General features: G+C 42.7%; 17 protein-coding genes and 1 rRNA gene. 7 read left to right on the top strand and 11 right to left on the bottom strand.

Translation table 11 applies throughout. From position 1 onward, the window contains the following. The first annotated feature begins 136 nt into the window (after positions 1-136). Positions 137-252: ribosomal RNA gene (gene rrf, locus JV36_RS0113660) — 5S ribosomal RNA — on the top strand. 484 nt (positions 253-736) lie between these two features. Here the strand turns inward: rrf and JV36_RS0113655 are convergent. The 9 genes from JV36_RS0113655 to JV36_RS0113615 all read right to left on the bottom strand — a co-directional run bounded on the left by JV36_RS0113655 (position 737) and on the right by JV36_RS0113615 (position 11,737). Next, entirely contained in the window at positions 737-1,297 is a 561-nt protein-coding gene (locus tag JV36_RS0113655; RefSeq protein ID WP_235207848.1) for an EF-hand domain-containing protein, read from the bottom strand. Positions 1,298-1,751: 454 nt separating this feature from the next. Then, positions 1,752-2,291 carry an acyloxyacyl hydrolase gene (locus JV36_RS0113650; RefSeq protein ID WP_032097271.1) on the bottom strand — a complete coding sequence of 180 codons (540 nt, stop codon included), beginning with the start codon at positions 2,289-2,291 and terminating at the stop codon, positions 1,752-1,754. Between the two features lie 170 nt (positions 2,292-2,461). Beyond that, entirely contained in the window at positions 2,462-3,286 is an 825-nt protein-coding gene (locus JV36_RS0113645) for a transporter substrate-binding domain-containing protein (RefSeq protein ID WP_052010314.1), read from the bottom strand. Positions 3,287-3,351: 65 nt separating this feature from the next. Next, positions 3,352-6,501, bottom strand: a complete 3,150-nt coding sequence (locus tag JV36_RS0113640) for an error-prone DNA polymerase (RefSeq protein ID WP_032097272.1) — start codon at positions 6,499-6,501, stop codon at positions 3,352-3,354. A gap of 7 nt (positions 6,502-6,508) precedes the next feature. Next, the gene (locus JV36_RS0113635; protein WP_032097273.1) at positions 6,509-8,005 is read right to left on the bottom strand and encodes a Y-family DNA polymerase; all 1,497 of its coding nucleotides are present in this window, start codon (positions 8,003-8,005) and stop codon (positions 6,509-6,511) included. Next, positions 8,005-8,709 (bottom strand): translesion DNA synthesis-associated protein ImuA, encoded by a 705-nt coding sequence (gene imuA / locus JV36_RS0113630; protein WP_032097274.1) that lies wholly within the window; start codon positions 8,707-8,709, stop codon positions 8,005-8,007. Before imuA ends, JV36_RS0113635 begins: the two co-directional genes overlap by 1 nt. Before the next feature lie 386 nt (positions 8,710-9,095). After that, positions 9,096-9,608 (bottom strand): hypothetical protein, encoded by a 513-nt coding sequence (locus JV36_RS0113625; protein ID WP_032097275.1) that lies wholly within the window; start codon positions 9,606-9,608, stop codon positions 9,096-9,098. Then, positions 9,605-11,362 (bottom strand): DUF885 domain-containing protein, encoded by a 1,758-nt coding sequence (locus JV36_RS0113620; RefSeq protein WP_032097276.1) that lies wholly within the window; start codon positions 11,360-11,362, stop codon positions 9,605-9,607. Before JV36_RS0113620 ends, JV36_RS0113625 begins: the two co-directional genes overlap by 4 nt. A 39-nt stretch (positions 11,363-11,401) precedes the next feature. Further along, complete coding sequence (locus tag JV36_RS0113615; RefSeq protein WP_032097277.1) at positions 11,402-11,737, bottom strand: DUF1820 family protein; 336 nt, start codon at positions 11,735-11,737, stop codon at positions 11,402-11,404. Positions 11,738-11,927: 190 nt separating this feature from the next. On the opposite strand from JV36_RS0113615, the gene JV36_RS0113610 reads away from it, so the two are divergent. After that, positions 11,928-13,595, top strand: coding sequence for a M28 family metallopeptidase (locus JV36_RS0113610; RefSeq protein ID WP_032097278.1), 1,668 nt, complete (start codon positions 11,928-11,930; stop codon positions 13,593-13,595). 136 nt (positions 13,596-13,731) lie between these two features. Here the strand turns inward: JV36_RS0113610 and slmA are convergent, their stop codons facing one another. Together slmA and coaBC are read right to left on the bottom strand one after the other, a co-directional pair. Continuing rightward, entirely contained in the window at positions 13,732-14,322 is a 591-nt protein-coding gene (slmA, locus tag JV36_RS0113605) for a nucleoid occlusion factor SlmA (RefSeq protein WP_032097279.1), read from the bottom strand. 192 nt (positions 14,323-14,514) lie between these two features. Further along, on the bottom strand, positions 14,515-15,729 hold the full coding sequence (coaBC, locus tag JV36_RS0113600) for a bifunctional phosphopantothenoylcysteine decarboxylase/phosphopantothenate--cysteine ligase CoaBC (protein WP_032097286.1): 1,215 nt from the start codon (positions 15,727-15,729) through the stop codon (positions 14,515-14,517). A gap of 187 nt (positions 15,730-15,916) precedes the next feature. Between coaBC and radC the strand changes: the two genes are divergently transcribed. The 5 genes from radC (at position 15,917) to JV36_RS0113575 (ending at position 20,711) form a co-directional block, all read left to right on the top strand. After that, on the top strand, positions 15,917-16,594 hold the full coding sequence (gene radC, locus JV36_RS0113595) for a RadC family protein (protein ID WP_032097280.1): 678 nt from the start codon (positions 15,917-15,919) through the stop codon (positions 16,592-16,594). A 93-nt stretch (positions 16,595-16,687) separates the two neighbouring features. Next, the gene (locus tag JV36_RS0113590; RefSeq protein ID WP_032097281.1) at positions 16,688-17,047 is read left to right on the top strand and encodes a hypothetical protein; all 360 of its coding nucleotides are present in this window, start codon (positions 16,688-16,690) and stop codon (positions 17,045-17,047) included. Between the two features lie 111 nt (positions 17,048-17,158). Beyond that, positions 17,159-17,851: a YjbF family lipoprotein gene (locus tag JV36_RS0113585; RefSeq protein WP_032097282.1), complete on the top strand. Its 693-nt coding sequence runs from the start codon at positions 17,159-17,161 to the stop codon at positions 17,849-17,851. Continuing rightward, positions 17,848-18,612, top strand: coding sequence for a capsule biosynthesis GfcC family protein (locus JV36_RS0113580; protein ID WP_032097283.1), 765 nt, complete (start codon positions 17,848-17,850; stop codon positions 18,610-18,612). The genes JV36_RS0113585 and JV36_RS0113580 overlap by 4 nt, the downstream gene beginning before the upstream one ends. Further along, positions 18,609-20,711: a YjbH domain-containing protein gene (locus tag JV36_RS0113575; RefSeq protein WP_032097284.1), complete on the top strand. Its 2,103-nt coding sequence runs from the start codon at positions 18,609-18,611 to the stop codon at positions 20,709-20,711. Before JV36_RS0113580 ends, JV36_RS0113575 begins: the two co-directional genes overlap by 4 nt. The last annotated feature ends 203 nt before the right edge of the window (positions 20,712-20,914 follow it).

Genomic DNA, 20,914 nt, shown 5'->3' with positions numbered 1-20,914 from the left:
CACCCAAAAGGCTTTAGGCTGGTGTGTTGTGAAGTGACAAGCATATAACGAATAAAGCAAGTAGAGTGAAAAGTAAAACTCACTACTCTTTGATTGCATTGATATCAGATTTTCCACAATTGTTAACCAGTTTATTCCTGGCAGCCATAGCGATACGGCACCACCTGACTCCATTTCGAACTCAGAAGTGAAACGTATTAGCGCCGATGGTAGTGTGGGGTTTCCCCATGTGAGAGTAGGACACTGCCAGGTCCCATTAAGAAAAACCCGCCTAACGGCGGGTTTTTTGCTTTCTGCCCCAAAAAAATAATGGGGGTCAGGTCCACATTTATCCCCCAATTGCATTCAGCGCATCCAACTCAATATTTAGGGTCAGATCCCTATTTATCATTATCCACAAAGCTTACAGCGGGCAAAGGATCAAGGTATGTGGTTCTTAACCAAATTATCGATTTATCGTCGGAATAATGCGGATCTGACCCCATTTATTACATCCAATCTAGGCAACATAAACCAGGGTCAGAACCGTATTAATTACCGACTACATTCATTACATGCAACTTAACAATATAAATTGAGGCAGCATAAAAGAGGGTCAGAATAGTATTGTTAATATTCATAGCGCTTAAATCTGACTATCGAACACAAAAAAGGGGCCAGAACCCCATATTGCTAATATTATAGTGTTTAAACTAGAATAGAAGGCAAAGAATGTGGATCTGACCCCATTTATTGCTTATTCAGTTTCTATTTTCTCGAAGTATGCACGGTATTCCATTCTTGTGATCTCTTCATCACCATCGGTATCCATATCGGAAATATTGCCTTCAACTTTACTGGCTTCTAGTTCCTTCATAGAGAGCGAGCCGTTACTGTCCATATCGAGATCTGTGAATCTGCTGTCTGCTGTAGCTGACATCTCTGTACGAAGCTCTTTATTCTTCTCTGAGATCATTTCACCATCTTCTAATGCTGACATCTTCTTTTGTTCAGACATTAAAGGTTGTGTAGCAGTTTGCGTATTTGCTGATGTAATAATACCGTCGCTAAACATGCTAGGTTTCTCATCTACAAAGTTATTAAACTCTGTACGACTTACTTTGTTATCGCCATCAGTGTCCATCTTCGCAAGTAGTTTGGGGTTTACTGTACCTTTAGCTTCGGCTTTAGTAATAAATCCGCTGCCGTCCATATCGAGCGCGCTAAAGCTTTTCTCTATCTTAGTTTCGTGATGGCCTGCAAAAGCTGATGTTGAAAGTACAGTTCCTATTACTACGGTAAGCGTGGCAATTTTCATAATATAAATCCTTCTATGTCTATAATGTCTCGATTTACGTAGTTGCCCATTAATGAGCTAACCTACGACATACAAATTATCAGTACCTCTATAAATCTTATTTGCGTTTAAAGCTTTCACTTTTAACTTTTCAATTCTTCAAAATAGGTTATTCACGACTTATGCCAAAAACCTAACCTGCTATTTTTATAGTTAATTGAGTAAAATCATCATTATTTTTTAAGTTAACGATTGTTAAAAGGAAACAGTTTTTGAAAATGCTGCATAGCGGGCATAGCGGGCATAGCGGGCATAGCGGGCATAGCGGGCATAGCGGGCATAGCGGGCATAGCGGGCATAGCGGGCATAGCAGTTAGGATAAATTGATTGGTAGGAGAGCTTAATATACGATGTTGTGAAGAAATGTGCTTAGCGCGAAGATCACGACCATAGGGCTAAGCACACGTTATTATGTTTAAAAATGATAAGCGTAGGATAGGTTGAGAAAGTCTAGTCCTGGGTTGTCACTATTAAATCCACCATTTGAAAAGTGCATGTATCTTACGGCAACGTGCTGGCTTTCATCTAACTCAACGAATACACCGAGTCGGTCTTCAAACTGATAGTTAGAGCCAATGTCTTTACCCGCTACTTCTTGATCGCCGATATAGCTAGCGCCAATGCCTGCCTCTATGTATAGGGGGTACTGGTTGGCAATGGTCGTAATCTGCTTCATAAAAACAGGGGTTAAAGAAACCGCATAGCTTGTGCTTCTGGTATTACTTTCACCGTATTCCCACACAACAGCGCTAGCTTCCCAATAGAGCTTTATATCGCCAAACCACTGCGTAGTAATATCTTGTGTAAATGGACGGTAGGCAAACCTCAACCCATCAATACCATCAAACCCGTGCATGTAATCAGCACTTACAGTTTGTTTAGCCGACAGTGAATTGGTGGTAAATAGTAATGAAGGGAAAAGTAAAATGTAGAATAAAAGTGTAAAACGGTTCATGTGTACTCCTTAATGATAAGGAGTCTTAGCAAAAACGTGACCAAGTTATATAAGTTATTAAAAACAGTAGTTTAAAGGTTTTTAGGATAAAAATTCAAGGCATCAGTAGAGAAATTTACCCAGCGATGAGAAGTTTTTACAAAGCAGAAAAGTGTCAGTCATTTATAACCTTATTCTGCGCTGGGCACGCCCTTTGTCCAAACTTCATTCGGTGCTAATTGCTGCTCACTTACCAGAGTATCGAAAAGTTCAGAGAGGGGTGTTATTGCATACCTAGCCCTTATCTCCTTTATGAGCTCAGGGTTTGATGTAATAAACCCGTTTAGTTCATCAATAATGCCCTGATGCGCTAAGGTGGAAATGCAAAATGAGACTTCATTGTGCGGCAAAGTAAGGTCTAAAGTAACATCGTCGTATTGCGGTAATGTTGCAGTTGAGTATTGGGCCACATGGTATTCTAAATCTAAAGCATCAACTTTTTCTTGTTGAAGTAAGGCAAATCCCTGCGGTACATCTTTTACTGAGGTGAGTAAGGTGTCGCCATTATTGACTCTCTCTTGCCAGTTTACAGGGGTAAAACCAAGCGGCATGGCAAGGTTCTTTATCGCCGTTAAGCCTTTACCTGCTTTCTTTTTCTTTACGATAGTACCCGTTACCGCATGGGTGAGCGGAAGAGAAAAGCTTTTATCTTTGGTTTTTGTAATACTGTTGTACCATCTATCGTTGTCAGGGTAGACGAAATCCACATTACCTTTCATTAACTCCATCTGAAGTCGCCTTATAGGTAAGTCTACATAGATAAACTCGTGACCTGACACATCTGAAAATGCTTCAAGTATTGCCCACCCAACGCCTTTATCAACATCTGACTCAAAGTCGTAATGGGGAAAATAAGATAAATTTTGCGCGCCCACAATAAAACGTTCAGCTATGGCATTAGCACTACCTAAAATACCAAACACTGCAAAAGTACACGCTACTGCCCAATGCTTCACTTTATACTCCAAAACGATAATGCATTTACGTTACGCTAGCCTTTATGAAGATAACATAAATTATCTCAATGAAAATCGCGAGATGGAATAATAATCGATTCTAGCCAAGGGGTTCTATCAATCAGTTTACCTGCAATAACGTGTACAACTCCTTCTTTAGAATGTTCAACAATACCGTTAACTTGAAGCAGTTTGGCTTTCAAAAATACTTTTTGTTGAGCTCTAGCAGTGGCTTGCCACACAACAACATTCACATTACCCGTATCATCTTCCAAGGTAAGGAAAGTAACGCCAGATGCTGTACCAGGCGCCTGCCTACCAGTTACAGCGCCAAGTATGCTCACCACTGAACGGTTTGGTTTATGAGAAAGGGTGTGTGCCCAGCTAATCTTCTTAAGGTTTTTATGTTGTTTGAGCAATGAGATAGGGTGATTATCAATAGACAGCCCAGTGGCTGCATAATCTTCAAGCAAGTTTTGGGCTGCTGAGGGAGCATTACACAAAGTTTGAGAAGGTAGAGAAGATTGGGAAGGTAGAGAGTGCAGCGGCTCAGCGTCTTTTGCCCTTTTATTGTCAGCATTATGGTTTGATATAACCTCTTCAAAGAGGGGAAGGCTGGCTTGGCTATCCATCATTTGCCACCGAGTTTCATACCGATTGCCAGAAATTAACTTAAAAGCATCGGCACTTGCGAGCGCCTCTAATTCGTTACTACGTAGCTTTATTTGCCTAACCTGATTTACACTGCTAAAGCCATTTTTAGGGCGCTGACTAACGACGGCATCAGCGCCTTCTTTACTAAGCCCTTTAATGAGAGTTAAACCTAAACGCAGCAGCTTTTGTTCGCCATCTATCACCATTATATGTTCTACATTGGAATTATTAACGCAAGGCGGTAATACTTTAATACTGTGTCGTTTAGCATCTTGAACTAATTGTGATGGCGTATAAAAACCCATAGGCCAACTGTTGAGTAACGCCACGTAAAATTCCACGGGGAAATAAAATTTTAGCCAGCAAGACACATAGGCTAATACTGCAAATGATGCAGAATGAGACTCAGGAAACCCATAACCCGCAAAGCCTTTAATCTGCTCAAATAGGTTGTGCGCAAAAGTACTGTCATAGCCTTTATCCGTCATTCCCTTAATTAATTTATCTCTGAATTCAAATATACGACCGTCTTTTTTCCAACTAGCCATTGCCCTTCGCAGCTGATCAGCTTCGCCGCCACTAAACCCTGCCGCCACCATGGCAAGCTGGATGACTTGCTCTTGAAAAATGGGTACACCCATTGTGCGAGATAATACGTTTTCAACTTCCTTGGAAGGGTAGGTCACTGTTTCATTACCATGACGTCGAATAAGATAGGGATGTACCATATCGCCTTGAATTGGACCTGGCCTTACTATGGCGATTTGCACAACAAGGTCGTAATATTTACGGGGTTTAAGGCGCGGTAACATCGTCATTTGAGCCCGTGACTCTATTTGAAAAACGCCTACGGTATCGGCTTGGCAAATCATATCAAAGACTTGTTTGTCATCACCTAGCTTAGTAATAAAGGGAATGCTAACGTCTACTGGAAACTGCTTATTGATGAGTTCAAATGTTCGGCGTATTGCGCTCAGCATACCAAGGGCCAGTACATCCACTTTAAGTAAGCCAAGGGTTTCTATATCGTCTTTATCCCACTGAATAATAGTACGTTCTGGCATTGCTGCATTCTCAACAGGAACCAGCTCGTAAAGTGGCCCTGCGCTTATTACAAAACCTCCCACGTGTTGTGAAAGGTGTCGGGGTGTGCCTAACAACTGTTCTGTTAAATCAATAAGAAGACTCACCCTTTTATTACTAGGGTCTAAACCAAGGTCGGCTAACTGAGACTTCCAAGGAATTACCTTGTCCCGTCGATTAATTTGCTTTATGACGAAGTCGAGTTGAGATTCACTGAATCCTAGTGCTTTACCCACGTCTTTGAAGGCCGACTTAAAACGGTAGCAGATAACAGTAGCCGCAATAGCAGTCCGCTCTCTGCCGTACTTTTTGAAAATGTACTGAATGATTTCTTCGCGTCGTTGATGCTCAAAATCTACATCGATATCGGGAGGCTCGTTGCGCTCTTTTGAGATAAACCGTTCAAAAAGAACATTGATTTGGCGAGGATCTACAGCGGTTATTTCAAGGCAATAACACACGACAGAATTAGCAGCCGAGCCTCGGCCTTGATATAAAATACCCTGCTGTTTAGCAAACTGCACAATATCGTAAATAGTGAGAAAGAAGTATTCGTACTCTTGCTCTTTAATGAGGACTAGCTCTTTTTCTATAATTTGCCTTATCTCAGGCTTTAAGCCTTCAGGAAAGCGCAGTTTAATTCCACGTTCAACACACGCCCGTAAATATGAGGTTGGTGTGTAGCCCGAAGGCACCAATTCTGCTGGATATTGGTAGCGTAATTCGCTCAGTGAAAAATGACATTGTGAGGCTAGGGTGCTGGCATTATGGAGCCACTTTTCAGGATACAGCTTTTTGATTTTCTGCGTGGTTCGTAAGCTTCTTTCTGCATTACTTAGCGCGGCGCGCCCTATTTCATCTACAGGCTTATGTATTCGTGTGGCGTGCAACACATGCTGAAGTGGTAAGCAGTCACTATGGTGCATAAGTACGCCGGTACAGGCTATAACTGAATATCCATAGGTTGCGTGAAGATAGTTATAGTTTTCAAACCTATGGTGATCTAATCCATCGAGTAGTCGCTGCGCACCAATATGAACCTGAATGGCCGACTGCTTTGCTAGCCAGCTTGCCCAGTGGTCGTCGTACTCCTTTTTACCGGACGGCAGCCATATAAACTGGCAATGCTTAATAGTGCGCAAATCCCACTCTGCCAGTTTGTATTCACCTTTTTCAGAGCGCCGACGGGCATTAGTAATAATTCGGCATAACTCGCTGTATGCTTCTTTACTTGGGCATAGCAGTACAAAAGAAAGAGACTCATCAAATACAAAATAGCTACCTATAATAAGTTTTATCGGTAAACGCTGATGAGTTATCTCATCAAATGCGCGTACCACCCCCGCCACCGAGCACTCATCGGTTATAGCAATAGATTGGTAACCTAAAAACGAAGCGGTAGTCACTAGCTCGGCAGGGGAAGATGCACCCGTTAGAAAGCTATAATGACTTTGACAAAAAAGCTCGCTGTAATTCATAACAACCCTAACTGAAAAGACCCTGTGCCCACCACAGTTTCTCTTCGTCTTTAAATATCAGCAGGCGCACTCCATATTCAGTTTGCGCAATAAAATAGTCACGTTTTCGAGGTGTTTCATGCCACCATTCACTGTGAAGTCTTACAGGTCCAAAGCAGACTTTCGTTGATTGAGTGAGTGGTTTGGGGCTGTCGAACAGAAAAGTGGGAACAATGTCTGAAGTAAATGTTGATGCAGGCGTGCTAGATGAAATTTCAGCATTCGACATAGTTTCAAACTGATGTGTATCTGACACTTTTGGCTGAAAAGTACACTCTTCCCCTAACTTTGCGTTCAAACGTCCGATTAATTGTTTCTGAGCTACCTCGTTAAAGCGATTGCTGAAAAAGTCACCATTGCTGCCTTCAATCGTTTCGAAGTTGTCGCAGCGCAGGATTATCGACACTGCTGGCTCAGGTAATACTTCGTTCTCAATGCGCAGTGTGAGTAACGACAGCCAGCTGTCGACGGTGCTTTGTGGTAGCGCTGACCTTATTTCTAACTGCGTTGATGGGTGCTCTCGAAAATCAATTTGAAAGCAGAGTGTGGACGTTTGTAAATTTCTGGCGCGTAAGTAGTGGGCAAGGTAGCCCAGCAGCTTTTCCATAAAAGGAGTGAGGTATTGCGTGTTTTCAACATCAAAAGGGAGAAGCGTAAAGTGCTCGAAGTGCTCTGCAGGCCGAAAAAGGGTGACATGAGGAAAGGTTTCTCCCCGCAGGGCAGTGAGGTATGAAATGGTGTTGTTATCGAATCGTCTGCCAAGTTCATGTACAGGCATGGCAAGTAATTGATGAACATGACGTATGCCCACACGAGTCAGCGCTTCTTTTGTTTTTTTATCCAACGCAGTTAATGACAGCGAGCATTGCGATAACCTATGTTTAATGTTGTCACAATCGCACTCATAGTTATCAACGCCATTTAAAGCCAGTATTCGTGCGGCTTCAATAGACCAAGCTGTAGCGAAGTGGTAGCTCACTTTTGATAAATTAAGTTCATGGGTGATAGTGCTCCACAGCTCTTTGTGACCGCCATAATAATGCACTAAATTGTCAAGTCGTATAGCCAGTGTGTTATGTGTGTCTATGACAATATCGGAAACAAATGGATAGAGGCGGTGCGCTAATTGTACGAGAGTGAGGCGTTCGTCTGCTTCACTAAAAGGAATAATACATACTTGAGGACACAGTGCACCAGCCTGAGCAAGCCCGTGTCCTATCTCTATACCTTGCTGTAGTGCCCCGTTATTTCGTTGAACGATGTGGTTTGTTTTTTCGCAATAAACAATGACGGCTGGTGTTTGTGTTTTGCTCGATTGGTGTAGCCCGTTCGTCGATTCACTTGTTCTTTTATGTCGTACTTCTTTTTTCGTGTCGTAGTGTGAGTTATTGCCCACACTTAAACTCGCTTTTTCATGCGTATCCAAGGTGATTTGATGAAAATACAGGTATGCCCACAACATCATTAACTCACTGAATGAAGTACATGACGTTTTACTTTGTTATGTTCAACTGCCCACTTGATTGCACGGTTGTTCGGAGTCCAGTCGTTATGTATGGCAATATTATCTTTTGGCCAGCCGTGGCGCTGCTTTAGCACGCTGACTTCCAACGCATGTTGTCGATAGTTAAGGCATAAATCTAGAGAGATAGGTAATGTCTGCAGTGCTGCGCTGTTGTGCATACTGCTTCTGTTAGGGCGGGTGAAAAGAAGACAAAGTGCATCATTATGTGTTGCTGCCACTTGTAGACGTCTGGCTTCCTTTGTATTCACCCCATTACTCCACAAAATAACGCAATGGCAGGCCGTACTCTTCAAACACTGTTCAGTTGCCCACAGTGACTCCTTTTCCGTACTAGGCTTTATAATCAAAACCTGTTTAACATCAATTCCAAATGTTGCTAACCAAGGGGGTTGAATATCTCCTGGCGGGTTTACAAACACAATCATCTTGTGCGAGCGCTGCTTACTGATGACTTGTTTGAATAGAGAGAGCTCGCCAATGCCAGTTAGTGTGCGTATACGAACCACGCCAGAGGTTGAAACGCCGCCGTTTAGCGCTTCATCTAGCTGATCAAAACCCAACGAAAATCGCTCTTCTTGCTGACTCTGCTCTCTAGCCCGCCAAATATGCGGGTGGTTTTCTAACGTAGATAATGACTTATTCATAACACCAACAAATACTGTATATGTGTACAGTATTATAGTGAGGGGTGAAGTCTTTTCAAGATAAACCGGCGCCTTTCTACTTCGTAGTTTGCTAACGTACTGATTATTTTAAAAAGGAAAGACATTAAATTTCACTTCACACTTTTATGAGCGAGAAGCTGATAATAAAGAGAGATATAAAAATTGCTCGATGAATGTGGCAATAAAAAAGTAATAAGAAAAAACAAAGATGGAGACTTTAAAAGCACTAATAACCAAAAAAGCTGCCTGTAACAGCAGCTTTCAATTAATCCGTACTAGTTAAGTGACTTATACCCAGCTATACCGAGGCTCAGTTATGACGACAATAGGTTATGCCGAGAGTAGGTTATACCAAACCTGGACCGTTAGGATGCCTTTTTAGCTTGTGCTGCGTCTTGAGAGTCGCTGCTGCTTTTTACCGACGTAACAGCTTGGCAAAATGCTATAAATCCATCGGCTGTGTTTTTAGACCACAACATTCTAAGATTACTGGGTAAGTCTTTTACAACTAGCTGTATTCCTTCTAAAGAAATCTCTTCATTACTTAACGCTTTTTTAAGTGACTCTTCCAGCGAATCGCCTTTTTCGCAGCAGTTCATCACAATGGTTGAAAAGTACGTCATCAAGGGTAACAAAGCATTATACTGGTCTTGATTAATAAGCCTGCTTTTATACAAGCTTTGCAAACGCTGCGTCAGGTTTTTTTCCAAAGCATCAGTCACTAATACCAAGTTGCGCTGAGCGTAATTGACTTTGCTGTTGTTCTGCTTATTGGCAGAGCGGGAAAGTATTAATTCTTTCTGCAAGTTTTGCTCGCGTAGCACGAAATAAATCAAAAGAAGAATGAGTACCCCGATAACACCAAATGCAACAATCATAGCTCTTTAGCCTTTTGTTCCTTTATAAACGTATTAATACGCTGTTCCAAGATGAAAAGTGGAACTGAGCCATTTTCTAATACAGCTCGGTGGAATTTTCGAACGTCAAAGTGTTCGCCTAATTCAGTTTCTGCTTTTTCACGTAGCGCTTTTATTTTTATTTCGCCTATTTTGTACGACAGCGCCTGAGCAGGCCATGATATATAACGGTCAATCTCGGTGTTAACGTTGTGCTCAGACAGTGCAGTATTTTCCATCATGTAGTCTACCGCTTGTTGGCGACTCCAGCCCATAGTGTGCATACCTGTATCCACGACTAAGCGGCATGCACGCCACATTTCATAACTTAAACGGCCAAAGTTATCGTAAGGGTCTTCATAAATGCCTGCTTCAATACCAAGAAACTCTGAATATAATCCCCAGCCCTCGCCAAATGCCGAAATATACGTATTGCGGCGAACCATGGGAAGATCCTCAAGCTCTGCAGCTAATGATATTTGTAAATGATGCCCCGGCACAGCTTCATGAAGGGTTAATGCAGGTAGTGCATACAAGGGGCGCTTATCAAGAGCATAGGTATTTACCCAGTAGTAACCTGGCTGATCGTCTCTACTTGGATGAATGTAGCGGCCGGTGGTGTACTTAGGCGCAATGGCATCAGGCACTGGAGCAACACCGTAGGGGGTTCTAGGCAGGTATTCAAACAATTCCGGCAGTTTGGCATCCATTTTTTTAGCGATAAAAGACGCCTCTTTCAGCAGCTCTTCCGCGCTGGTGGCATAAAACTGAGGGTCTTCCCGTAAAAATGTAATGAATTCGTTTATTGAGCCATCAAACGCTAAGTCATCAACAATCTGCTGCATTTGCGCGCGAATTCTCGCTACCTCAGATAAGCCCAGTTCATGGATCTCTTTTGGACTCATATCTGTGGTTGTGTAATGTTTAGCTCTGTTTGCGTAATAGTTAACCCCATCAGGCCATTTCTCTGCGGCTATGTCATCCCGAGCACCAGGAATATAGTCATTCACCATAAAGTCATAAAACGCTTGGTAAGCCGGTAGTACAAAATTGCGTACTGCTTGCTGGCCTTGTTTTTTCAATGCTGCTTTTTCTGTGTCGCTAAAATAGTCTGGAAAACGAGTAAAGGGCCCGTAGAAGCTGCTTTCTTTCACGTCGTTCACTAAATACGTTGAAATAGAATCTTCGAAACCGTTAAGTACAGCGCTAGGTTGGGTATATCCCTCTGCTAATGCCTGTTTCATATAGTCAATTTGCTGCTCGAAATAGGGTTTTAGCGCCTGTAAGCGACTGATATACGCCTCGTAATCTGCTACGCGCTTAAACGTAGACAGGTTAGGCAAAGACGCCATGGCGCTGTGAAAACCGTATTCTGAGTTAATGGGAACAAGGAAAGAGCGATACGTGTACTGGTCTATATAATTTGCCAACCTGTACCGCTGCATCAATAAAGCAATAAACGCATCTTGCGATAAATTGCTTCTTTCATAGTGAGCCAGTTCGTTTTGGAACTTAAGCCAATTTTTATGCTGACCACTCAGCCCTTCAGGAGATATGTCAGGCAGTGCATGCGCAAGGTCTGTATTACCTTGGCGAGAGGCAAGCAGTGGAGATACAGACATTTCATACTGCCAAATGTTATCGAGCAGTGTATACAGACTTTTATCATCATAGCTCTTGGCTGATAAGCCTAGGCTGCAAAGTAAAAGCGTAGCGGCGAGAAGCAAGCGATACATAAGGGTCTCCGGTAACCTTAACCGGAAAACCCCGGCGCGTTACTCTTTAGTTGGTGTATAAATTGGACTAGGAAATTGAGTTACTTTATCAGATTTGTTTTCTAATTGAGTAATTTTGGCAGAACCTTTTTTCTTTACAGCGTCAATGCGCAAGACATTGTGCATAGGAATATAGGTTTTTGTGACTTCTGCAAATTCAGATTTTAACTTTTCATGGCTAGGGTCGAGTACAACGCTGGTATGCGTATCCCAGACAAAATCCCCAATTTCAACAAAGCCAAATAGACTTCCTTGCATGAGAGTTTTTACATATAGCTCGTATCGCTCACCATTGCTGATGAATTGAATACGATATAACAACGCTTCGTTAGACATGTGCCACTCTTATCATTTAAAAAATTACGAGTGAATTTTATAACGACCCTACTATGCGAGCAATGGCAGAAAACCCGTGTTAAACAAAATGGGTTGCATAGCAATGCCCCTATGAACTGAGTTAACATGTTACTTACAGCGACAAGCATGTAATAAACATTTTTGCGTAATAAAAACTTGGTGAACTAAAATGATAAAAAAACTACTACTAGGTAGTGCAATAACGGCAATGACTTTTGCCGCGAGTGCACACAATCATTCAACGACAGAACATTCCTCAAAAGCCCATGCATCAACTGAGGGGGCATTTAGCCCAGATACTCAGCGAATTAAATCTCACCTTTTCTTTTTAGCTGACGATTTACTAGAGGGACGTGATACCGGCTCTCGTGGGCACGATATTGCTGCGCTTTATATTGCAACAGAGTTTGCCAAATATGGTTTAACGCCGGCCGGCACTGATGGGTTTATTCAAGATGTATCATTTCGCAAGGCAAACTTAGTTCAAGAATCTCCTCAGTTTACGTTGACGAAAAACGGCAATACCGTAGATTTCGCCTATCCAAAACAATACCTTGCTGGTCCTAGCTTATTGAACGTAGATGCGAAGGTAAGTGGTGAAATGGTCTTCGTGGGCTACGGAATTGTTGCCGACGAACTGTCGCACAACGATTATGAAGGCGTAGATGTAGACGGAAAAATTGTCGTTGCGCTAGCGGGTAAGCCGAGTGATTTTCCTTCAGAAGAAGGGGCGCATTTTGCATCAGGTTATCAAAAGCAGAAGTATGCCGTAGACAATGGTGCCATTGGCATGATTACTATCACTACCCCGAAAAATGAAAAAGTACGTCCTTATCAAAGCCGTTTAAGTTACATCCATACACCACGCATGGCATGGCTAAACGATGACAATGAGCCTGCAAACAGTTTTCCTCAGCTTAAAGGCGGCGCTTACATGAGTGAAGGGGCTGCTCGCACGTTATTTGAAGGCGCTGAGCGCAGTTTAGACGACGTGTATGCTGACCTTGAGGCTGACAAAGTACCAAAAGGTTTTGCGTTACAAGGCACCGTGGATATCAGTAAAAAGAGTGTGCATGACACCATTACAAGTCCAAACGTAGTGGGCATGTTGGAAGGCTCAGATCCTACATTAAAAGATGAGTACGTCGTATTTTCAGCTCACTCTGACCACATAGGCTTTGCGAAAACCGTTAAAAAAGACAACATTAATAACGGCGCGATGGATAATGCCTCTGGCACCTCTGTGATGCTAGAAACAGCTCGACTTTTCAGTGAAATGAACGAAAAGCCTAAGCGTTCTATCTTGTTTGTATCTGTAACGGGTGAGGAAAAAGGACTGCTAGGTGCCGACTATTTCGCACGCAACCCTACGGTACCAGTAACGTCTATGGTGGCTAATGTGAACCTAGATATGCCTATTCTTACCTATGAGTTTGCGGATGTTATTGCATTTGGTGCAAACCACAGCGATTTGCAGCAATCGGTGGAAAAAGCGGCGGCAAATGCTGATATTGAACTAAGCCCAGACCCATGGCCTGAACAAGCCCTGTTTACGCGCTCAGATCACTATGCGTTTGTTAAGCAAGGTGTTCCTTCGGTGTTTATGGTGCCAGGTCTTAAATCAAAAGATCCAAGTGTAGATGGCAGCAAAGTGTTTGGGCAGTTTTTGTCGACTCACTATCACAAGCCTAGCGATGATATTAACCAGCCCTTTAATTGGAAAGCGGCTGAAACCTTTACCAAGGTGAATGCTCAAATAGGTTGGACGTTAGCAAATCAAGAAGATAAGCCTCAGTGGAATGAAGGTGACTTTTTTGGGGATACCTTTAGCAAATAATATTGCCATTCATTAACGAATAAACGGTGCTTATTGCACCGTTTTTTGTTGTGGCTTCTACATTTTTTAGAGTTTTGTCAGCGCGCCTTTAAAAAGCAGGCACGCGTCTTGGTAGAAAAACTGGACGTTATCAATACTATGCAACAAACATTTGTTTGAAGGCTGCCCACTGCTCGTTGAACTGCTCGGTAGGTTTGCGTGTGAATCCGCTTCTGATAAATAAGTTTATGCGTCCATCAGTGTAACAAATTAGCATGTTTGCAATAATGGCCTCATCGGCAGAAAGGGTTTTACCCTCTCTGAGTTTTCTCTCTCTAAGCACTTGCTTTAACTGAGTTTCTAGGCGCTCAAAAAGTTTTGCGATACGGGCTCGTAACCTATCTTGTTCGCCCATTAACGCATCGCCATTAAGAATACGGGTTATACCCGGGTTTTTTTCTGCAAAACCAAGGATAAGATGCAAAATCATTTGGCAACGAGTTAACGAGTCTTTCTCTTCGTTTACAATCTTGTTAATACGCGTAAACAAGGTTTCTTCTATAAACTCAATAAGACCCTCGAACATACGAGCCTTACTTGGAAAGTGACGATAAAGGGCGGCTTCAGAAACCCCCACTTTTTCCGCTAATTTTGCTGTAGTTATACGCTGACCTGGGTTGGTTTCTAGCATTCCAGCAAGTGCTTGCAGAATTTGCGCTCTGCGATTTGTTTTTTTGACTGCAGGCATGACGAAATGACTTCCTCCGCAACCGAGTAAGTTCTACCCGGGTTCCTTGTTAAGTTGGCTAATGCCAAAACGTTATCGTTTTATTGTTATTATTTATCAAGCCTACCACTTTCTTTTGTGGCAGCTTTCTTAAACCGTGTTTCTATTAATCAGCATGTTGAGTTGCTGTTATCGACACATTAAAGGTGTCGTTTAGTTTTTTTCGATTTCACTAAGCCGTGTTGTAATCAGCGAAATTAATTGATGTGCTAATTCACTTTTGCTGGTGGCGGGTAACTTTTTATCGCCTCCCTTCCACAAAACATGAAGTGCGTTGTTGTCGCTATTAAAGCCCAAGCCGTCTGCTGTTATGTCGTTGGCCGCTATCATATCAAGCTTTTTATTGGTCAGCTTCTGGCGGGCATATTGCTCAACATCTTGGCTTTCAGCCGCAAAGCCTACGCAAAATGGCCTGTTATCTTTACGTGAAATTGTAGCTAGAATATCAGGGTTTTTTGTAAAAGTAAGTGTTAACTCATTATCTGATTTTTTGATTTTATTTTCAGCCACACTTACCGCTTTATAATCGGCTACCGCCGCTGTACTGATGAAAATATCTGCTTTGTGCGCGAATTGTTCACAAGCATCTAGCATATCATCTGCCGTAGTAACATCTATACGCTCGCATCCTCGCGGTGTTTGAAGCGAAACTGGGCCTGCCACCAAGGTGACTTCAGCACCCGCGTTCACGGCAGCTTCTGCAATAGCGAACCCCATTTTTCCAGAGCTATGGTTGGATATATATCGCACGGGGTCCAAAGGCTCTCTTGTTGGCCCTGCTGTAATTAAAACGTGTTTGCCACGAAGCTCAGCAACTGCGTGCCGGTTGACTGTTTGACTTACAATAGAGGCAATTTCTACTGCCTCCATCATCCTTCCTGCGCCCAAATCTCCACAGGCCTGCTCGCCGCTTGCTGGACCAATAAAATTAACTCCGTACTGGGATAATCGTTCTACATTATCCAGTGTCGCGGGCGCTTTCCACATTTGTTGGTTCATTGCGGGTGCAATAAACACGCTGGCTGTGGTGGCAAGATACAGTGTAGTTAATAAATCATCCGCCATACCAATGGCTAATTTGGCCAATACGTTCGCTGTGGCCGGGGCAATAAGTAATATGTCTGCCCATTTCGCCAGTTCGATATGCCCCATTGCTGCTTCTGCTGCGGGGTCTAGCAAATGTTGGTGAACTGGATTACCCGATACAGCTTGAAGAGATAACGGACTGACAAATTCTGTTGCCGAGCCTGTAAGTACAACGCGTACGTTAGCGCCTAAAGCGGTAAGTTTGCGTACAAGATCGGGTGTCTTATACGCTGCAATGCCGCCAGTAACGCCAAGCAGTACATTTTTATTTGCAAGAGACATAGTCATATAAATACGGATTGAAACGAATAGTAGTGATACACGCATACTAAACTATCATGAAGCTAAAATCTGGGATAGGTAAACAAAAGTAGGTGTGTAGGTTTCACTAATAAACCCGCCTTGAAGACAGTCGCTGTTGATTTGAGTTTTCGATATAACATGCTTTCACGTTAACTAGAGTAAGAAAATGACGATTAAAGCATGGCCATTTGGTGAGAGACCAAGAGAAAAGTTGCTAACTTCGGGGGCACAGAGTCTCAGTGATGCTGAGTTAATTGCGGTGCTATTTGGCAAAGGAGTAAAAGGAAAGTCAGCAGTAGAGCTTGCCCACGACATGTTAAACGAGCTTGGTACATTACGAGAGGTTGTCACTGTTTCAGAAGAGCGCTTTACATCGTTAAAAGGTATTGGCCGCTGCAGCTATGCGCAATTTCAAGCCGCATTTGAGATTTTTCGTCGCAACTTAGAAATACAGCTAACGCGCCAAGATGCATTTCATAATGTCGATGACACAAAACAATATTTACAAGCTAAGCTTAGAGATTGCGAGCAAGAAAAGTTTGCTCTTTTGATGCTCAACAGTCAGCATCAACTTATCGCATTTAGAGTGATGTTTACTGGCACGATAAATAGTGCAGCGGTGTACCCCAGAGAACTAATTAAGCAAGTAATGAAAGACAATGCTGCCGCTGTGATCCTGGTACATAATCACCCATCAGGTATAGCAGAACCAAGCCATGCAGACATTCGATTAACAAGCGAGATCAAAAGTGCAATGGGAATGATCGACGTGCCTGTTCTAGATCATTTTGTTGTTGGCGACAAAGAAACTGTTTCTTTTGCACAAAGGGGCTTGTTATCATAGCAACTTAAGTCATTTTTTTTGATTATATTCTAGTCAAAGCGTTCAGAATGATTTAACATAGGATATTAGTGGGTATTTTATTAAAGGACTGTTATGAAAAAGTCGATTATCGCATTATTTGCAGCTGCAACAATGGTAGCTGGTGTTAACGCGCAAGACGTTGAAGGTGGTAGTGGAGCTACCGGCGCTGGTTTGACTACAGGTCAGATCTTAGGTTCGGTAGTAGTTGTTGGAGCTATCGGTGTTGGTGTTGCTGGCAATTCAAATGCTGATGCACCTACAATAGTGGACGAAACTCCAGCGGTTCCGAGTTGTGAAGGTACTGATCCGCTAGTAGACGGTGTATGTGTTGGTACAACTAATACAGTAACGGTTACTACATCTGGTACAACAACAGCAACAACTACTGTCACTGTTCCAGTGACATTTACTTACTCTCCGACAGTACAGTAAACAAAACGTATTTTTAAAAGCCGCTTTTATTAGCGGCTTTTTTATTGCTAAAACGTTACAAAAAATAGTTAAAACAGATATACCAAATTTCCCTTTCGTCGGCGCATTCAAATGAAACCATATTTTTCTTTAGCCACTGTTGGCTTTCTTATGCTCGCTATTTCTGGTTGTTCAACAACTACGCTTGCTTACTACAACACGTTAAAATTAGCGCTAAAAGACAGAACGGTAACTTATACCGTTGAAGAGATTGCGAATAGCAAATCCGATCTTTTGCAGATTAAAGCAGGCGATCGTGATAATGCCTCGTTGGCGTTAGCCTATATCGACGGCGATCGCTATCGCTGGGTTTCGGCTGATAAAGTCATCTTCACTATGCATCACGGTATTATTATTAAAACAGAAGGGTTAGATAACGACATCTTCTATACGGGTAACCTTCAACACAATCCATTGGGTGGAAACGATACGCTTAATTTTAACTGGAAGCGTAAGGTTGATGTGTCTGAGGTCGGCTTTGGTCTTACTGTGGATTCAGCATGGCGTGTAGAAGGTGAAACAAGCCGCACCTACTTTGACCACTCAGTCCCCCTTATCAAAATAGTAGAGACAGTGTCGTTCCCTGAATATACGCCTTTTATTGATACAGGCTTATCTTGGGAAAACACGTATTTTCTACATAAATCCACTAAAGAGCTTTTGGCTTCAACGCAAAAATTTAGCCCTATTGGAGATACCTACGAAATGGTGTATTTAAGTCGCATTGTTCGTCAGGTGAAGAAGGCAGGAGCAGAAATACAATGAAAGGGCTAAATTACATTTTATTTGCCGCTATCGCGCAGTTTTTAAGTATGATTTTTTCGCAGGCTGCTGTGGCTCAAAGCGACTTGGTCACAATAATGATCAACAAAAAAACCTATCAATTTGATAGAACCATTAGGCTATCGAGCGCACTGTCAATTGTTGCGGACAACGAACAATGGTATTGGCCGACAGCCGCCGCATTTGATTTGACCAACCCTAAAGCAGAGCATGATAAAGAAGTGGTGTTGTCTAGCATTAGGGAGTTGTTAACTCACTTCGATAAAACCAGCAACACACATAAAGCGCTGATTAACTTATACGAACAAGTGGCACAGTGGAAGGTATCTACCCGCTTAAATATGTCTATATCCTATAACCGCTCCCGTTTGTTTTTTGAAGACAATCCTATGTTTCAGCCCGGCAAGTATTGGTTGCGACTGAATAGTCGGCCCAATGTACTTCACTTTTCTGGTGCGGTTGTTAGGCCCGGGGCGTACCAACATCAAAGCGATACGTCTGTTTATACAGCGTCGCACAAAGTGGCCAAGCTTGATGATGCGGACAAGAGTATTGTTTACGTTATACACCCAAATGGTGAAGTTGAGCGCAAAGGCGTTGCCTATTGGAATCTTGACTTTTCACAGCTGATGCCGGGCAGTCAGGTTTACGTACCTGTTTCATCAGAGATATTCAGTAATAAAATAAATCAACTTAATCAGCGGGTTGCCGCTTTAGCAATACACAGGGTTCTTCCTCAATGAGTGCGTATTTTCCTTCAAAAAGAACAACACTAGCGCTGGTTGTGGGCAGTGTGTTATCGACAGCAACGCAAGCAGACACGCAAATAAACGTAACGCCTTCGCAAATGGTGCAAGGTGGTAACGGTCTTATCCAAACGCCAACGGCTCGTATGCGCGAGCAAGGCGGCATGGCTATAAATTACACCGACAACGGTGAGTATCGTTTTTGGTCTGTGAATATACAGCTCTATGATTGGATGGAGGCGACTGCTCGTTACACAGACGTTCGAACTCGGCGTTACAGCCAATTCGAATCTTTCAGTGGTGATCAAACGCTCAAAGACAAAGGTTTAGACGTCAAGTTTAGATTGTGGAAAGAGAGCTATTACTTACCGGATATCAGCGTTGGTTTTAGAGATTTTGGTGGCACCGGTTTTTTTGAAAGTGAATATATCAACGCCAGTAAATCTGTAGGCCCGTTTGATTTTCATTTAGGATTGGGGTGGGGTTATCTCGGTACTGCCGATGATATTACCAACCCATTTTGTGAGTTAAAAGACAGTTTCTGTGAGCGCCCCTCTGGCTTCTCTGGCAGAGGCGGAAAAGTAGATTACGATCAGTTCTTCAAAGGTACAGCCTCATTTTTTGGTGGTATTGAATATCAAACACCATGGGAACCGCTCACATTAAAGCTAGAGTTTGAAGGGAATGATTACTCTGAAGACCGGGCTGGTGAGCTTGAGCAAGATTCTCGTTGGAATATTGGTGCAGTCTATCGATATAAAGACGTCGACTTTTCTTTTAATTATCAGCGTGGCAACACCATTGGGTTTGGTTTAACGTATCGTTTCAATATGAATACAGCCTCGCAGCTGAAATTCGATAACGAGCCGCGGTCGTTAATGGCAAGGCGCCCGCCTAAAAAGATTGAAGACGTTAATAAATCAGCATTGTATAACGACATGTTCCGCGATGCTGGCTTTGTACTTTCTGATGCAGAGTTAACCGAGAACGAAGCTACGTTTTATGGCACACAAGTGAGCTATCGCGATCAAGACGAAGCAATAGAGCGAATTGGTCGTGTGGCGGCCTCTGAGCTGCCAGATACGGTAAAAACCTATCATATTGTAGATAACCGTGGCGGTCAGCCAATGGTAGATACTCAGGTGGATGCTGAAGCCTTTATTGCGGCTGCGCGTTATGAGTCTGTGGATGCTGATATTAAGCAAACCCATATAAGAACTGACCCCTCTCAGGAGGTATTAGACGCTTATGAACCTGAAAATACCAAAGGGTTATTTTATAGTGCAGACTTTTTCTTTACTCAGTCTTTCGGTAACCCAGAAGACTTTTACCTTTACCAAACTGGGTTTTTGCTAGGCGGTGGATATGCGTTTGACGAAAAGTTTTCAGTAAGTGGCAGTGCCCGTGTAACTTTACTCGATAATTTCGATAAATTTAACTATCTCGTTGATAACCAAGAGGTGACTTTACCCAGAGTAAGAACGCGGGTAAGAGAGTATGTTTCTGAAAATGACGTATGGCTAGATACTGCTATTTTGCACTACAAAGATAGGCTATCTGAAAACCTATTTGGGCAGGCTTATGCGGGTTATTTAGAAACCATGTTTGCTGGTGTCGGCGGCGAAATAATGTATCGCGAAGTGGATAGTAATATCGCCTACGGCTTAGATATTAACTACGTAAAGCAGCGCGACCCGTTAAAACAAATGGCGTTGGAAGACTACGATGCTATTACCGGACACGCGAGTGTGTATTGGAAGCCCGAATTTTTAGATGACACCCAAATAACCGTGAGTGCAGGGCAATTTCTTGCAAAAGATAAAGGCGTGAATATCGATTACGCCAAACGTTTTGACAGCGGAATTATTGTGGGGGCATTTGCAGCTTTCACGGATGTATCGTCAGAAGAGTATGGGGAAGGGAGTTTTACGAAAGGCTTCTATATCTCAATTCCAACTGACTTATTTTTGCTGCAGCCTTCAAAAGGGCGTGGATTCTTCCCTTGGGTACCAATATCTCGAGATGGCGGTCAAATGTTACAGCGACCTGCAAGGTTAATTAATCAGACCGAGATAAGAGCGCCGTTTTACGATTAAAAAAGGGAGCATTTGCTTAATGCCAGTCAGTTAAGCTGACTGGCATTTTTCTTTTTAGTAGGGTACTTGCTAGGTTTGGGTTTGACGCACCGAGGGTATAACCTGTCTTCTCGCCTTGTTGGAAGCTCGTAGTAAGTCAATTGGTTGATGAGGTTTTCATACAACACGGGCAGTTTTCCAGGGCTAGTGAGCACCGTCGTTAT

This window comes from Alteromonas sp. LOR (assembly GCF_000753865.1).
In the GTDB taxonomy this organism is placed as follows: Bacteria; Pseudomonadota; Gammaproteobacteria; order Enterobacterales; family Alteromonadaceae; genus Alteromonas.
Note: the sequence above shows the minus strand (reverse complement) of the source record. Positions and strands in the feature narration are given on the sequence as shown.

What these genes read in the sequence shown, in the direction of transcription:
- JV36_RS0113575 (WP_032097284.1), top strand. Translation starts at nt 18,609, where the DNA reads ATGAGTGCGTATTTTCCTTCAAAAAGAACAACACTAGCGCTGGTTGTG.
- JV36_RS0113590 (WP_032097281.1), top strand. Translation starts at nt 16,688, where the DNA reads ATGAAAAAGTCGATTATCGCATTATTTGCAGCTGCAACAATGGTAGCT.
- JV36_RS0113610 (WP_032097278.1), top strand. Translation starts at nt 11,928, where the DNA reads ATGATAAAAAAACTACTACTAGGTAGTGCAATAACGGCAATGACTTTT.
- JV36_RS0113650 (WP_032097271.1), bottom strand. Translation starts at nt 2,291, where the DNA reads ATGAACCGTTTTACACTTTTATTCTACATTTTACTTTTCCCTTCATTA.
- JV36_RS0113585 (WP_032097282.1), top strand. Translation starts at nt 17,159, where the DNA reads ATGAAACCATATTTTTCTTTAGCCACTGTTGGCTTTCTTATGCTCGCT.
- JV36_RS0113615 (WP_032097277.1), bottom strand. Translation starts at nt 11,737, where the DNA reads ATGTCTAACGAAGCGTTGTTATATCGTATTCAATTCATCAGCAATGGT.
- coaBC (WP_032097286.1), bottom strand. Translation starts at nt 15,729, where the DNA reads ATGTCTCTTGCAAATAAAAATGTACTGCTTGGCGTTACTGGCGGCATT.
- imuA (WP_032097274.1), bottom strand. Translation starts at nt 8,709, where the DNA reads ATGAATAAGTCATTATCTACGTTAGAAAACCACCCGCATATTTGGCGG.
- radC (WP_032097280.1), top strand. Translation starts at nt 15,917, where the DNA reads ATGACGATTAAAGCATGGCCATTTGGTGAGAGACCAAGAGAAAAGTTG.
- slmA (WP_032097279.1), bottom strand. Translation starts at nt 14,322, where the DNA reads ATGCCTGCAGTCAAAAAAACAAATCGCAGAGCGCAAATTCTGCAAGCA.
- JV36_RS0113655 (WP_235207848.1), bottom strand. Translation starts at nt 1,297, where the DNA reads ATGAAAATTGCCACGCTTACCGTAGTAATAGGAACTGTACTTTCAACA.
- JV36_RS0113635 (WP_032097273.1), bottom strand. Translation starts at nt 8,005, where the DNA reads ATGATGTTGTGGGCATACCTGTATTTTCATCAAATCACCTTGGATACG.
- JV36_RS0113640 (WP_032097272.1), bottom strand. Translation starts at nt 6,501, where the DNA reads ATGAATTACAGCGAGCTTTTTTGTCAAAGTCATTATAGCTTTCTAACG.
- JV36_RS0113625 (WP_032097275.1), bottom strand. Translation starts at nt 9,608, where the DNA reads ATGATTGTTGCATTTGGTGTTATCGGGGTACTCATTCTTCTTTTGATT.
- JV36_RS0113580 (WP_032097283.1), top strand. Translation starts at nt 17,848, where the DNA reads ATGAAAGGGCTAAATTACATTTTATTTGCCGCTATCGCGCAGTTTTTA.
- JV36_RS0113620 (WP_032097276.1), bottom strand. Translation starts at nt 11,362, where the DNA reads ATGTATCGCTTGCTTCTCGCCGCTACGCTTTTACTTTGCAGCCTAGGC.